The sequence below is a fragment of the Streptomyces sp. A1277 genome, assembly GCF_004795015.1.
Taxonomy (GTDB): Bacteria; Actinomycetota; Actinomycetes; order Streptomycetales; family Streptomycetaceae; genus Streptomyces.
This window is the reverse complement of sequence record NZ_SSBI01000013.1, coordinates 74,328-88,191: the sequence shown is the minus strand read 5'-3', so window position 1 is coordinate 88,191 and position 13,864 is coordinate 74,328. Positions and strand designations below refer to the sequence as shown.

Sequence of the window (13,864 nt, the reverse complement as noted above, 5' to 3'; positions counted from 1 at the left end):
CGAGATTAGGTTCTGGGCGCCTCCGGTCGAAACCCGCACCCGGTCATGCTTGCTTCGAGTGCACTCCAACGTTCTAGCGTGGAGGGCATGACGGTGATGGAGACCACTTCGACACGGACCGACGCCTGCGCCTCGGGCCCGGCGGCGCATCCGCGCCCCGACGGGCAGGACCGGTACACGATCAGCGAGGTGGCGGCGTTCACCGGTCTGACCGCGCACACGCTGCGCTGGTACGAGCGGATCGGGCTCATGCCGCACGTGGACCGGTCGCACACCGGCCAGCGCCGCTTCACCAACCGGGACCTGGACTGGCTCGCCTTCGTCACGAAGCTGCGGCTGACCGGGATGCCGGTCGCGCACATGGTGCGGTACGCCGAGCTGATACGCGAGGGCGACCACACCTTCGAGGAACGGCAGGAACTGCTGGAGGCGACCCGCCGCGACGTGAAGACGCGGATCGCGGAGCTCCAGGACACCCTGGCCGTGCTGGACTACAAGATCGACTTCTATGCGGGCGCCCGCAGGGCGCCGGAAAGGCCCAGTACCTCATGACTGAGAACAAGATCGCCACCGTGGAGCTCGGCAGGGGCGGCCCGCAGGTCGGCGTCCAGGGCCTCGGCTGCATGGGCATCAGCGAGTTCTACGGCGACACCGACGAGGTTTCGGCCCGCGAGACGCTGGAGACGGCGCTCGCGGCCGGCGTCACCCTCTTCGACACCGCCGACACCTACGGCAGCGGCGCCAACGAGACCTTCCTCGCGCCGTTCGTCGGGGCGCACCGCGACGAGATCACCCTCGCCACGAAGTTCGGCATCGAACGGCGCGACGAGGACCCGGACTACCGGGGCGTGAACAACGGCCCCGCCTACATCCGCAAGGCCGTCGAGGCCAGCCTGCGCCGGCTGGGCACCGAGGTGATCGACCTCTACTACATGCACCGCCGCGATCCGGCCGTCCCGTTCGCCGAGTCCGTCGGCGCGATGGCCGAGCTGGTCCGGCAGGGCAAGGTCAAGCAGCTCGGGCTCAGCGAGGTGACCGGGCCGGAGCTGCGCGAGGCGCACGCGGTGCACCCGATCGCGGCCCTCCAGTCCGAGTGGTCGCTGTTCAGCCGGGACGTGGAGCGCAGCGCGGTCGCGGCCGCCGCCGAGCTGGGCGTCACGGTCGTGCCGTACTCGCCGCTGGGCCGGGGCTTCCTCACCGGGGCGTTCGCGGACGCGGGCAAGGAGCTGCCCCAGGGCGACTTCCGCGCCTCGCAGCCCCGCATGACCGGCGAGAACGCGAAGACCAACGCGGCGCTCCTGGAGCCCGTCCACGAGATCGCCGCCGCGCACGGGGCGAGTGCGGGGCAGGTCGCGCTCGCCTGGGTCCAGCAGCGCGCCCGGGTCCACGGCACCACCGTCGTCCCGATCCCGGGCACCCGCAGGAGCCATCGCCTCCTGGAGAACACGGCCGCGACCCGGCTCATCCTGACCGACGACGAACTGGCCCTGCTCGAACCGATCGCCGGCCAGGTCGCGGGCGACCGCTACCAGGACATGAGCCTGACCTCGCTCGCCCGCGAGTAGCGGCCCCCGCCTGCCGGTCAGCCCTTGGGGACCTTGATGACGACGGTGTTGCACACCTTGTCGGAGAACGTCTGCCGCTTGGGGTCCCACAGCGGCCACAGCCAGCCGAGGTAGCAGGCGAAGCTGTCCAGCGCGTGCGCGATCTTGCGCACGAACGCCATGCCGAAACCGAGCGTGCCGCCGTCGCGCTCCCGGCGCACGCTGATGCCGAGGACCTTCTTGCCCGTCGTCTGACCGGTCTTCCCTTCCCGGTAGAGCTGGTAGAAGCCCATCACGAAGAAGTAGACGACGCCGACCGCGAAGAAGATCCCGGGATCGGCGGTCTCCGGGTCGTCGCTCCGCGCGAGGTCGACGAAGCCGAGGGCGTACATCGGGGCCACGATGATCAGCAGGTCGAGCAGCCACGCGCCCACCCGCTCCCCCCAGTGGGCCAGCGGCGGCAGCCCCGCCATGCCCATGCCCGGCATGCCGGCCGGCGGGTAGGCCCCGTACGGCTGGGCCGGGTAGCCGTACTGCGGGGGCACGCCCTGCGGGGCCTGCTGCGGATATCCCGGGTAACCGGGTGAAGGCTGGTTCCCGTAGGGGTTGTTCGGGTCCCCGAAGCTCATGGCGAAGTCTCTCCCGTGCCGTTGAAAGGTGCGAAGCGCTGAGCGGGGGGCGGGCTCCGCGCTCTCAGCGGTTTGCCCCCGCACAGGTGCGCTCAGGAGCGCTCATCGTGTGCGGAGCACCACATGCGTGTCCAATCCGATGAGCACATCTTCGCAACCGGCAACCCCTCAGCCCGCATGCACACCCCCTGCGCGATCGCCGCGAAGGCGCGCAGCGACTCGGTGCCCGGAGCGAAGTAGCCGGTGTGGCCCTCGGCGTCGTCGGCGGGTACGCGGCGGGCGCCGAAGTCCGGGGACGCGGGGTCGGTGCCGTGGCCCAGACCGGCGAACTCGATGTGGGGAACCTTGCCGATCCAGTCGCCGGGGTCCTTGGCCGCCCAGACGCGTGCCCCGGTGTGCAGGTCCCGGACGTGGTCCGCGCGCATCCCGGGGGAGCCGAGTACCACCAGGTCGGCGGCGTGCAGCCGGGGCGCGGCCAGGCCGCAGACGACGGAGCCGTAGCTGTGGCAGAACACCGTGGTGACGGGCACTCCGGCCGCCGCGAGCCCGTCCGTTAAGCGGGTGAGCCGGGTGGAACCGGCCTCGGCGAGGGTGCCGGTCGCGGCGTCGGGGCCGAGGCCCACCGGGGTGGTGTACCCGGCCCAGGCGATCACGGCGGTGCCCGGACCCGTCCGCGCGTACAGCGACTTGGCCATGCCGGCCGGGGTGCCGTACACATCGGTCGTACGGTCGAAGGTCCCGGCGTCGATGTCGGAGCCGGGCACGATGACCGACACCCGGCGGGCGGTCGTCAAGTCGCCGAACACCTCGGCCACTTGGCCCCGGCCGCGCGGGTCGAAAGCCAGGATGCGGCGGTGCGGGTCCTCGGCGAGGTGCGCGTACCGGGGGTCGTGAGCGGCCTTCAGGGCGCGGGCGTTGGCCCGGTAGCGCAGCTCCACCGGGGCGCCGTCCAGGTTGCCCACGACGAGCGGATGCCGTACGGCCAGGGCCTGTCGCTGTGCGTCGGTCAACCCCGCGAAGAAGCGCGCCGCTTCGGCCGGCGTGTCCCGTTCGGGGTCGGGCAGTTCGCGGCCCAGCGTGTGGTCGGCCCGCCAGGACGCCGTTCCGGGCGGCGGGCCCGTCACGGCCTGTTGGGCGTTGCCCGTGACCCAGCCGGCCGTCCCCGACACCACGGTGGTCGCCAGCGCGACCGCGACCAGGGTCCTCGCGTAACGCGGCATCCGCCCCGCCCTCCCTCTCCGGCCGAACCGCCGGTCCCCGCACGCCGTACGGCGCGACGGGAGGAAGGTAGGAACGGGGTGGGGGCGCGGACGTCACACCGGGGAGCCGACTGCCGGGTGATACCCGGGTAGGGGGCGGGCCAGGGGCCTTCGTCAGGCGGTGCCCGGCACGACAAGACCCGCCTCGTACGCGAAGATCACCGCCTGCGCCCGGTGCCGCAGGGACAGCTTCGCCAGGACGCGCCCGATGTGCGTCTTCACCGTCTGCTCGGCGAGCACCAGCTGCCCGGCGATCTCCTGGTTCGACAGGCCGCGCGCGATGAGTCCGAGGACCTCCGTCTCGCGCGGGGTCAGCCCGTTGAGCCTGAGCGCCGCCCCGCCGCGCGACGCCGCCGGCGGCCGCTGCCGGGCGAAGCCGGCTATCAGACGGCGCGTCACGGACGGCGCGAGCAGCGCGTCGCCCGCCGCCACCACCCGTACCGCCGCGACCAGGTCCGCCGGGGGCGCGTCCTTCAGCAGGAAGCCGGACGCCCCGGCGCGCAGCGCCTCGTACACGTAGTCGTCCACGTCGAACGTGGTGAGCATCAGCACCCGGGGCACATGCACCACGCCGGGCGGCGGGTCCAGCAGTTCGCGGGCCGCAGCCAGGCCGTCCATCTCGGGCATCCGGACGTCCATCAGGACCACGTCCGGGTGGACCCGGCGGCTGACGTCGATGCCCTGGCGGCCGTCCGGCGCCTCACCGACCACGTCGATGTCGGCCTGCGCCGCCAGCAGGGCCGCGAACCCGGCCCGCACCATGGCCTGGTCGTCGACGATGACCACACGGATGGTCACGGGTCCTCCGGGCTCGGGGTGGCGGGGGCGGGCGGCCCCTTCGGGGGGAGCGGCAGCCGGGCGGCGACCCGGAACCCCCCGTCCGGCAGCGGCCCGGTGTCCAGCGTGCCGCCGGTCAACCGTACGCGTTCACGCATCCCGACAAGGCCGTGCCCCGTCCCCGCCGTCTCCAGCGGCGAAACCGGCTGCTGGGGCGGGTCGTTGACCACCAGCACCGTCAGATGCGCCCCGTCGGTGCTCACCGAGACCCGGGCCCGGGCCCCCGGCGCGTGCCGGACCGCGTTCGCCAGCGCCTCCTGCACGATCCGGTACGCGGACAGGTCCACGGCCGGGGGCACGCCCTCAAGACCGGCGGGCATCGACAGCTCGGCCGGCAGCCCCGCCCGTACCGTCGCCTCCACCAGCTGCTGCACGCGGTCCAGGCCCGGCTGCGGGGCCCGTTCGCCCTCCGTACCGTCGCCGCGCAGCACCACGAGCAGCCGCCGCATCTCCGCCAGCGACTCCCGCGCACTCGCGGCGATCGTCCCGAACTCCTCGCGCGCCTCGTCCGACAGCGCCGGGAGCCGGTAGGGCGCCGAGTCCGCCTGGACGGTGATCACGGACATGTGGTGGCTACCACGTCGTGCAGTTCCCGCGCGATCCTGGCCCGTTCCTCCAGCAGCGTCCGCCGGGCCCGTTCCGCCTCGCTGACGGTCTCCTGCTCGGCGAGCCGGCGCTGCGCGACGCGGCGCTCCCGTACCGCCGCCCCGATCACCAGCACCACGGCCCCGAACACGGGCAGGAGCAGCGCGCTGCCGTTGCTGCGGTCCGGGCGGACCAGATGGAGGACGAGGCCCGCCGCGCCGGTCGCCAGCCAGACGGCGGCCAGCGCGCGGCGGGGCTCGCGCAGGGCCAGCGCCAGGAGCAGGAAGAGACAGGCGACCAGCGGCGCCGGCGGCCACGGCCACACGTCGTACTGCTCGGCCGGCCGCCCCAGGAGCACCAGCGCGCCCACCACGTCCGCCGGGAAGACGATCCACCAGGCCCACAGCGGCCGGTGCGCGAGCATCAGCAGCGGCCCGGCCTGCGCGACGGCAAGGGCGGCCGCGACCGCTGCGCCGAGACCGTACTGGTCACGCAGGTTGACGAGGGTGACCGGGAGGAAGATCGCGGTCAGGGCGACGGCGGCGGCGTACGGCAGGAACCGCCACGGCCCGGACCGGTGGCCGGGGCGGAGGCAGGGGCGGGTATGGGGACGGTCACGGGCGGCGGCTACAGCTCGGCGAGGAGCTGCGCCTTCTTCGCGCTGAACTCCTCGTCGGTGACCAGACCCGCCCGGTGCAGCTCCCCGAGGTGGTGGATGCGCTCCGCGATGTCCGCCGGGTCGCGCCGGGCGGCGGCGGTGGTGAGGGGGGTGGCGGCCGGGGGCGCGGACTGCCTCCTGCGTACGGATTCGAGGACGGCCGCCGCGAAGGGCAGCGACTCGTGGACCGGGCCGTAGCCGAGGCCGAAGATCACGGCCGCCGGGTCCTGGTCGGCGCGGGCGGGCCGGGGTATCACCGGGTGGACGCTCTGCGCCGTCCCCGTCCCCAGGCCCGCTCCGCTCACCGGTCCGGCGAGCGCGTCCGCTCCCGGGGGCACGCGGTCGGACGCCTTGGGCAGCAGCCGCAGATAGCCCTCCAGGCCCTCCGGCGAGCGCCACTCGACCCCGCACAGATCGGTCACCGGGAACGTCTGGTCGCCGGCCTTCCACTTCTCCGACGAGGCGCCGGTCCAGAACCAGCGGAAGGAGATCCGCTCGCCGTCGAAGCCGGCCCGGCCGTCGTACGCCTTGAACTGCATCGGCGCCTCGGGGGCGGCGACCAGGAAGCGGTCGGCGGGCTCGCCGGCGTCCGGCCCGAGGCAGGCGCGCAGTTCGTCCGCGTAGTACTCGGCGAGGGTCTCGCGGGCGGCGGGGAGCACCAGGCGGTACGGGTCGCAGCCGTCCTTCAGCTGCCCTGCGGCGGCCTCCAGGAGGGGGTCGGCACCGGGTCTGGGGACCGCACGCAGCACCACCGTGCCCCGCTTGCCCGGGGTCAGCGTCACCGACGACAGCGCCGTGTGCGGGACGCGGCGCTCGCGGAGGCTCTGGAGGAGTCTCGGCGTGCGGATACCCCGTTCGTAGCGGATGAGCACGGAGTCGGTGTCGAACTCCCAGGTGGCATGAATTCCGGCCAGCACATCACCCATGCGCCTCATCGTATGCGGCACTCGCCCGCCCCGTCCCCTCTCGGGCCTGTCCGCTTCGGTGGGACCGAGGCGGTCGTCTCTACGCGCGTCAGGCTGTCGTATCGGCGTGGACCCCGTCGTCGCAGACGCTGTCGGCCGGTGCGCAGGTCACCGAGGTGTACGCGCCCACGCCGATCGCGGCGAAGTTGTCCAGACTCTCGGTGCCCGGCTCGAAATAGCCGCTGTGCCCGACCGCGCCGGCCGCCGAGACGACCCGGGCGCCGAAACCGCGGTCCACCGGGTCGGCCCCGTGTCCGAGGCCGCCGAACTCCAGGTTCGGGACGTCCTTGATCCAGTCACCGCTGTCCCGCATCGCCCAGACATGGGCCCGGGTGTGCAGCTGTCCGGCGTTGTCCGCCCGCATGCCGGGGCTGCCGGCCACCGCGATGTCCTCCACCCGGCCGGGCAGCCTGCCCGCGGCGACCCCGCAGAGCACGGAGCCGTAGCTGTGGCAGAACAGCGAGACGGGTGCGGGGCCCGGGAGCGCCCGGACGAGCGCGTCGAGCCGGACCGCTCCGCGCCGGGCGAGGTTGCCCAGGGCGGCGTCCATGCCGATGCCGACGGGCGCGGTGTAGTCGGCCCAGGCGATCACGGCGGTGCTCACCCCGGGGCGCGCGGCGCGTTCGGCGGCGTACAGCGACTTGGCCATGCCGACCGGCGCGGCGTTCGTCCTGCTGCCGGTGCGCTCCAGGGTCAGCAGGTTGGTGTCCACGCCGGGCACGACGAGCGAGATGCGGTCGGCCCGGTCGAGGTCGCCGAAGACCTCGGCGGCGAGCCCGCGCCCCGAGGGGTCGAACGCCAGGAAGCGGCGGTCCTTGCCCAGCATCGAGCGGAAGCGCTCCACGCGGTGCTGCGCCTCGGCGCGGCCGGTGGCGGAGAGTCTGCTGTCGTGGACGCGCCGCTGCTCGACCGTGCGGGCCTGCTGGATCGCCCGCCGGTTCGCCCGGTAACGGACGGTGACCGGGGCGCCGTTGAGATTCCCCACCACCAGCGGGTACCTGTCGGCGAGGCCGCCGCGCTGGGCCGCCGTCAGCGTGGCGAAGAAGTGCGCCAGCTTGTACGGCGGGGCGCCGGCGTCCGGCAGCGGCCGGCCCGCTATCGATCCCTTGGCCCAGGAGGCGAGCGCGAGCGTGCGCGAGTCGGCGGACCGCTGATGGTGCACGGCGGTCCAGCCGGTGGTCGCGAGCATCACGAAGACGACCGCGAGGGCGAGCAGAGCGCGCCAGGCGGTGAGCGTGGGGGAGGAATCGAAGGAAGTCACTCCGGACCACCCTAGGAGACGCGGGCAGCCGCATCGCGAGCAGGGTGACGTACATCACCCGACTGTGCGGAAGGACACGGCAATCGCCTCACGCTGCGTGCGGCCCTCCGTCACGGTGAGCGGCTGGTCAGGGTGTGCGCCAGGTTTCGGAGAGGGCCGGGGTGAGCGCGTCGAGGTACGTCTCGGTCAGCGCTCGGAGCGACTCCACGCTGGTGTCCCGCCCCTGGCCCCACAGTTGGCCGGCCGCCCGCATCACCCCGGAGAAGGCGGCGACCGCGACCCGGGGGCGCGGGTCGTGCGCCATGTCCAGGCCCTCGCGGCGCGCGATCAGCTCGGCGATCTGGTTCTCCAGGTCGATGCTGCGGCGCAGGTGGGCGGCGAGCAGCGACGGCGTGGATTCGATCATCCGGTAGGCGCGCATGTGGAGTTCGACCGGGATGAGGGCCTCGACGGCCTCTCCGATACTGTTCCAGGCGCACAGCACGGCGCGGCGCATGGCCTCGAACGGGGCCTCGGCCGCGGGCCGTTGGCGCAGCTCGGAGAGGAAGCGCGACTCCACCATGTCCTGTACGGCGAAGACGGCCGCCTCCTTGCCCGCGAAGTAGCGGAAGAAGGTGCGCTGGGAGACCTCGACCGCGTCGGTGATCTCGTCGACGGTGGTCTCCTCGTACCCGTGGGTGGTGAAGAGTTCGAGGGCGGCGACGAGCAGCGCGTCGCGGGTGCGCCGCTTCTTGCGCTCGCGCAGCCCGGTCGGGAGCGCCGCGGACGGCTGCCCTTCGGTCACTGAACTGGTCCTCTTTTCCCTGCTTTGTCCAGCTCAGCCTACCTGTGAGCTACGTGACAGTTACCGACTTGTGAATTGGTTTGTCAACTGTCAGTGACTGACACTAATCTCCCGCGTATGACTAGTCAGACCACCGTCGAAAAGGCTCCGCGGGACCCCCGGGACCCCCTTGGTCCCGCACCTGCCAAGGGGCTGCGCGGCCACCCCTGGCTGACGCTGTTCTCCGTGGCCATCGGCGTGATGATGGTCGCGCTCGACGGCACGATCGTCGCGATCGCCAACCCCGCCATCCAGCAGGACCTCGGCGCCTCGCTCGCCGACGTCCAGTGGATCACCAACGGCTACATGCTCGCCCTCGCGGTCTCCCTGATCACCGCGGGCAAGCTCGGTGACCGCTTCGGCCACCGGCAGACCTTCCTCATAGGCGTCGTGGGCTTCGCCGCCGCTTCGGGCGCCATCGGGCTCTCCGACAGCGTCGCCCTCGTGATCGCCTTCCGGGTGCTCCAGGGCCTCTTCGGCGCGCTGCTCATGCCCGCCGCGCTCGGGCTGCTGCGCGCCACCTTCCCGGCCGAGAAGCTGAACATGGCGATCGGCATCTGGGGCATGGTGATCGGCGCCTCGACCGCGGGCGGCCCGATCCTCGGTGGTGTGCTCGTGGAGCACGTCAGCTGGCAGTCCGTCTTCTTCATCAACGTGCCGGTCGGCGTGCTCGCCCTGGTGCTCGGCGTCCTGATCCTCAAGGACCACCGCGCCGAGAACGCCCCGCGCTCCTTCGACATCGCCGGCATCGTGCTGCTGTCCGGTGCGATGTTCTGCCTGATCTGGGCCCTCATCAAGGGCGCCGAGTGGGGTTGGGGCGACATCCAGACGATCGGCTTCCTGGTCGGCGCGGTCGTCCTGTTCCTCGCGTTCGCCCTGGTCGAGCAGCGCGTCAAGGAACCGCTGGTCCCGCTGGCGATGTTCCGCTCCGTCCCGCTGTCCGCGGGCACGGTCCTGATGGTGCTGATGGCCTTCGCCTTCATGGGCGGCCTGTTCTTCGTCACCTTCTACCTGCAGAACGTGCACGGCATGAAGGCCGTCGACGCGGGCCTGCACCTGCTGCCGCTGACCGCGATGATGATCGTCGCCTCGCCGCTGGCGGGTGCCCTGATCACCAAGTTCGGCCCGCGCGTCCCGCTGGTGGGCGGCATGGTCTGCACCGCCGTCGCCATGTTCGGCATGTCCCAGCTGACGGTCGGCACGGGCACGCTGACCATGTCGATCTGGTTCGCCCTGCTCGGCCTCGGCCTCGCCCCCGTCATGGTCGGCGCCACCGAGGTCATCGTCGGCAACGCCCCGATGGAGCTCTCCGGCGTCGCCGGCGGCCTCCAGCAGGCCGCCATGCAGGTCGGCGGCAGCCTCGGTACGGCGGTGCTCGGCGCGATCATGGCCTCGCGCGTCGACGCCGAGCTGGCGGACAACTGGAAGGCGGCGAAGCTTCCGGCGCTGTCGCCCGAGCAGCTCGGCCAGGCGTCCTCCGCGATCAAGGTCGGCATGCCGCCGGTCACCAAGGAGACCCCGCCGGAGATCGCGGGCAAGATCGCGGGCGTCGCGCACGACACGTTCGTCTCCGGCATGAGCACGGCGTTCATGGTCGCCGGCATCGTCGCGGTGATCGCCGCCCTCGTCGCCACGCTGACCAAGCGCGGCGAGAACGCGGAGGCGAGCGCGGGCGCCGGTCACATCTGACCCGGACACCCCAGGCGTCACACGGACGTCAACACAGCGCGTACAACAGCCCCGCCGGAACGCTCCGGCGGGGCTGTCCCCTATCAGGGTGAATCCACCCCCGACCTCTTCCCGTAACGCTCCGTAACGGCTCAGGGTGGGGGTGGAAGATCCACACCACGGGGGTTCATCTCACATGCGTACGACCGTTGTCGCGGCCGCCCTGGCCGCCACCGCCCTGTTCCCGTCCGCACCCGCCCAGGCCGCGCCCGTCCGGCTCGGGGACTGCGGCAGCGGGCAGCTCTGCCTCTGGGCCGAGCCCGACTTCACGGGCGCCCGGCAGATCCATGAGCTGTCCACGATCGACATCGAGAGCTGCGTGCCGCTGAGGGCCGGCACCACCGTCCAGGCCCTGGCCAACCGCACCGGCCGGCCCGTCACCACCTACCAGTCCGCCGAGTGCGCGGAGACCGGCGAGTTCGAGACGTACCCGGGCGGCGGGACGTGGCTGCCCCGCTCCCCGTACCAGGTCCGCGCCTTCAAGGTCTGGGAGAACTGACCATACGGACACGCCGCGGGGCGGTGGCGCCCTTCCGGGCCCCGCCGCCCCGCACCGGTCCTCACGTCCTACGCGTCGCCGCCCGCGGCCCCCGGATCGGCCGAGGCCACCTCCAGCAGGTCGTAGCGGTCGACGGCCGTCTTCAGCACCGAACGGTCGACCTTCCCGTCCTTCGCCAGCTCGGTCAGCACCGCGAGCACGATCGACTGCGCGTCGATGTGGAAGAACCGCCGGGCCGCGCCCCGCGTGTCCGCGAAACCGAACCCGTCCGCACCCAGCGACTGGTACGCACCGGGCACCCAGCGCGCGATCTGGTCCGGCACCGACCGCATCCAGTCCGACACCGCCACGAACGGCCCCTCGGCCCCGGACAGCTTGCGCGTCACGTACGGCACGCGCTGCTCCTCCTCCGGGTGCAGCAGGTTGTACCGCTCCACGTCCACGGCCTCGCGCCGCAGCTCGTTCCAGGAGGTCGCCGACCAGACGTCCGCCTTCACGTTCCACTCGTCCGCGAGGATGCGCTGCGCCTCGACGGCCCACGGGACCGCCACACCGGACGCCATGATCTGGGCCGGGATCTCGCCCTTCTCGCCGCTGCTGTAGCGGTAGACGCCCTTCAGGATGCCCTCGACGTCCACGTCGGCGGGCTCGGCCGGGTGCTGGATCGGCTCGTTGTAGACGGTGAGGTAGTAGAAGACGTCCTCGTTCTCCTCGGGGGTCCCGCCGTACATCCGGCGCAGACCGTCCTTGACGATGTGCGCGATCTCGTAACCGAACGCCGGGTCGTACGCCACACAGCCCGGGTTGGTCGAGGCCAGCAGCTGCGAGTGCCCGTCGGCGTGCTGCAGGCCCTCGCCGGTCAGCGTCGTACGGCCGGCGGTGGCGCCCAGCACGAAGCCGCGCGCGAGCTGGTCGGCCATCTGCCAGAACTGGTCACCGGTGCGCTGGAACCCGAACATCGAGTAGAAGACGTACACCGGGATCAGCGGCTCGCCGTGCGTCGCGTACGCCGAGCCCGCGGCGATCAGCGAGGCCGTGCAGCCCGCCTCCGAGATGCCGTCGTGCAGCATCTGCCCGGTCGGCGACTCCTTGTACGCGAGCAGCAGATCGCGGTCCACCGACTCGTACTGCTGGCCCAGCGGGTTGTAGATCTTCGCGCTCGGGAAGAACGCGTCCATACCGAAGGTGCGGTACTCGTCCGGCGCGATCAGCACGAAACGCTTGCCGATCTCCTTGTCCCGCATGAGGTCCTTCAGGATGCGGACGAACGCCATGGTGGTGGCGATCGACTGCTGGCCCGAACCCTTCTTCGCCGCCGCGTACGTCTTGTCCTCGGGCAGCGGCAGCGGCTTCGCGCGCACCACACGGGTCGGGACGTAACCGCCCAGGCCCTTGCGGCGGTCGTGCATGTACTGGATCTCCTCCGAGTCGCGGCCCGGGTGGTAGTACGGCGGGTTGCCGTCCTCCAGCTCCTTGTCCGCGATCGGGATGTGCAGCCGGTCCCGGAACCGCTTCAGGTCCTCGGCGGTCAGCTTCTTCATCTGGTGGGTCGCGTTGCGGCCCTCGAAATTGGGCCCGAGGGTCCAGCCCTTGACCGTCTGCGCCAGGATCACCGTCGGCTGGCCCTTGTGGGCCTTGGCCGCCGCGTACGCCGCGTAGACCTTGCGGTGGTCGTGACCGCCGCGGCCCAGGTGCAGGATCTGCTGGTCGGTCATGTCCTTGACCATCTCGCGCAGCCGCGGATCGTCCCCGAAGAAGTGCTCCCGGATGTACGCGCCCGTCTCCGTCGCGTACGTCTGGAACTGACCGTCCGGCGTCGTGTTCAGCTTGTTGACCAGGATGCCCGTGCGGTCCTGCGCCAGCAGCGGGTCCCAGGAGCGGTCCCAGACCAGCTTGATCACGTTCCACCCGGCGCCCCGGAACTGCGACTCCAGCTCCTGGATGACCTTGCCGTTGCCGCGCACCGGGCCGTCGAGGCGCTGGAGGTTGCAGTTGACGACGAAGGTCAGGTTGTCCAGGCCCTCACGGGCGGCGATGGACAGCTGGCCCAGCGACTCCGGCTCGTCCATCTCGCCGTCGCCGAGGTAGGCCCACACGTGAGAGTTCGACGTGTCGGCGAGGCCGCGCGCCTCCATGTAGCGGTTCATCCGCGCCTGGTAGATCGCGCTGAGCGGGCCGAGGCCCATCGACACCGTCGGGAACTCCCAGAAGTCCGGCATCAGCCGCGGGTGCGGGTAGCTGGACAGCCCGTTCGGTGCCTTCGACTTCTCCTGGCGGAACGCGTCGAGCTGCGCCTCGCTCAACCGGTCCAGCAGGAACGCGCGAGCGTAGATCCCGGGGGAGGCGTGCCCCTGGAAGAAGATCTGGTCACCGCCCAGACCGTCGTCCTTGCCGCGGAAGAAGTGGTTGAAACCCACGTCGTACAGCGAGGCGGAGGAGGCGAACGTGGCGATGTGTCCGCCCACGCCGATCCCCGGACGCTGGGCGCGCGACACCATCACGGCCGCGTTCCAGCGGGTCGCGTTGAGGACCTTGCGCTCGATCTCCTCGTCGCCGGGGAAGAACGGCTCGTCCTTCGTGGCGATCGTGTTCACGTAGTCCGTGCTGCGCATCTCCGGCACGGCGACGCGCTTCTCGCGCGCGCGCTCGATGAGCCGGAGCATGAGGTAGCGGGCCCGCTCACGGCCTCGCTCGTCGACGGCGGCGTCGAGGGAGTCGAGCCATTCCTGGGTCTCTTCGGGATCGAAATCCGGGACCTGACTCGGAAGGCCGCCAATGATGATCGGGTTGCGATCGGATCCGGAAGCCACGCTGTTCCTTCGCTGTTCGGTGCTGCGCTTCGGGGCCTGTTACGGGAGTCCGCCCCCGGACATGAGGATGTGTACGCCATCCCCATCGTGTACCGCTGGAACGCGTACGTCATCTCTACCGGGAGGTAACCGCCGACGCGCCCCGGGCCGTCGCCGCCGGTGCGGATGGACGGCGGCCGATTGGGTATCGGTGCAGGCAGAAGGTGTCGGACAGGATGGGGCAGGCAGGATGGTCTGGGTCGAACCGCAACCATACGCCCAAGGCG

At 71.8% G+C, this 13,864-nt stretch carries 11 protein-coding genes and 1 pseudogene; 4 read left to right on the top strand and 8 right to left on the bottom strand.

All coding sequences use genetic code 11. From position 1 onward, the window contains the following. The first annotated feature begins 87 nt into the window (after positions 1-87). Positions 88-552, top strand: coding sequence for a MerR family transcriptional regulator (locus tag E6R18_RS11485; RefSeq protein WP_136316774.1), 465 nt, complete (start codon positions 88-90; stop codon positions 550-552). Then, complete coding sequence (locus E6R18_RS11480) at positions 549-1,565, top strand: aldo/keto reductase (protein ID WP_136316773.1); 1,017 nt, start codon at positions 549-551, stop codon at positions 1,563-1,565. The genes E6R18_RS11485 and E6R18_RS11480 overlap by 4 nt, the downstream gene beginning before the upstream one ends. A gap of 17 nt (positions 1,566-1,582) precedes the next feature. Here the strand turns inward: E6R18_RS11480 and E6R18_RS11475 are convergent, their stop codons facing one another. The 7 genes and pseudogenes from E6R18_RS11475 to E6R18_RS11445 all read right to left on the bottom strand — a co-directional run bounded on the left by E6R18_RS11475 (position 1,583) and on the right by E6R18_RS11445 (position 8,522). Next, positions 1,583-2,173, bottom strand: a complete 591-nt coding sequence (locus tag E6R18_RS11475) for an RDD family protein (protein WP_136316772.1) — start codon at positions 2,171-2,173, stop codon at positions 1,583-1,585. Positions 2,174-2,265: 92 nt separating this feature from the next. After that, positions 2,266-3,393: an alpha/beta hydrolase gene (locus E6R18_RS11470; protein WP_240799686.1), complete on the bottom strand. Its 1,128-nt coding sequence runs from the start codon at positions 3,391-3,393 to the stop codon at positions 2,266-2,268. Positions 3,394-3,546: 153 nt separating this feature from the next. Then, the gene (locus E6R18_RS11465; protein ID WP_136316771.1) at positions 3,547-4,230 is read right to left on the bottom strand and encodes a response regulator transcription factor; all 684 of its coding nucleotides are present in this window, start codon (positions 4,228-4,230) and stop codon (positions 3,547-3,549) included. Continuing rightward, a pseudogene (locus tag E6R18_RS11460) lies at positions 4,227-5,377 on the bottom strand (sensor histidine kinase). The gene E6R18_RS11465 and the pseudogene E6R18_RS11460 overlap by 4 nt, the downstream one beginning before the upstream one ends. Before the next feature lie 104 nt (positions 5,378-5,481). After that, positions 5,482-6,438 carry a DUF4429 domain-containing protein gene (locus tag E6R18_RS11455; RefSeq protein ID WP_136316770.1) on the bottom strand — a complete coding sequence of 319 codons (957 nt, stop codon included), beginning with the start codon at positions 6,436-6,438 and terminating at the stop codon, positions 5,482-5,484. Positions 6,439-6,526: 88 nt separating this feature from the next. Continuing rightward, positions 6,527-7,738 (bottom strand): alpha/beta hydrolase, encoded by a 1,212-nt coding sequence (locus E6R18_RS11450; RefSeq protein ID WP_136316769.1) that lies wholly within the window; start codon positions 7,736-7,738, stop codon positions 6,527-6,529. A 127-nt stretch (positions 7,739-7,865) separates the two neighbouring features. Beyond that, positions 7,866-8,522, bottom strand: coding sequence for a TetR family transcriptional regulator (locus E6R18_RS11445; RefSeq protein ID WP_136316768.1), 657 nt, complete (start codon positions 8,520-8,522; stop codon positions 7,866-7,868). A gap of 117 nt (positions 8,523-8,639) precedes the next feature. On the opposite strand from E6R18_RS11445, the gene E6R18_RS11440 reads away from it, so the two are divergent. Both E6R18_RS11440 and E6R18_RS11435 read left to right on the top strand, forming a co-directional pair. Next, positions 8,640-10,250: an MFS transporter gene (locus E6R18_RS11440; protein WP_136316767.1), complete on the top strand. Its 1,611-nt coding sequence runs from the start codon at positions 8,640-8,642 to the stop codon at positions 10,248-10,250. A gap of 175 nt (positions 10,251-10,425) precedes the next feature. Beyond that, positions 10,426-10,788: a peptidase inhibitor family I36 protein gene (locus tag E6R18_RS11435; RefSeq protein ID WP_136316766.1), complete on the top strand. Its 363-nt coding sequence runs from the start codon at positions 10,426-10,428 to the stop codon at positions 10,786-10,788. Between the two features lie 68 nt (positions 10,789-10,856). On the opposite strand, the gene aceE is transcribed toward E6R18_RS11435, so the two are convergent. Continuing rightward, entirely contained in the window at positions 10,857-13,598 is a 2,742-nt protein-coding gene (gene aceE, locus E6R18_RS11430) for a pyruvate dehydrogenase (acetyl-transferring), homodimeric type (protein ID WP_136316765.1), read from the bottom strand. Positions 13,599-13,864 lie beyond the last annotated feature (266 nt).

Bases quoted from the DNA above. Each gene is read 5' to 3' on its own strand.
- E6R18_RS11435 (WP_136316766.1), top strand. From the start codon at position 10,426: ATGCGTACGACCGTTGTCGCGGCCGCCCTGGCCGCCACCGCCCTGTTC.
- E6R18_RS11480 (WP_136316773.1), top strand. From the start codon at position 549: ATGACTGAGAACAAGATCGCCACCGTGGAGCTCGGCAGGGGCGGCCCG.
- E6R18_RS11440 (WP_136316767.1), top strand. From the start codon at position 8,640: ATGACTAGTCAGACCACCGTCGAAAAGGCTCCGCGGGACCCCCGGGAC.
- E6R18_RS11485 (WP_136316774.1), top strand. From the start codon at position 88: ATGACGGTGATGGAGACCACTTCGACACGGACCGACGCCTGCGCCTCG.
- E6R18_RS11470 (WP_240799686.1), bottom strand. From the start codon at position 3,393: ATGCCGCGTTACGCGAGGACCCTGGTCGCGGTCGCGCTGGCGACCACC.
- E6R18_RS11455 (WP_136316770.1), bottom strand. From the start codon at position 6,438: ATGGGTGATGTGCTGGCCGGAATTCATGCCACCTGGGAGTTCGACACC.
- E6R18_RS11475 (WP_136316772.1), bottom strand. From the start codon at position 2,173: ATGAGCTTCGGGGACCCGAACAACCCCTACGGGAACCAGCCTTCACCC.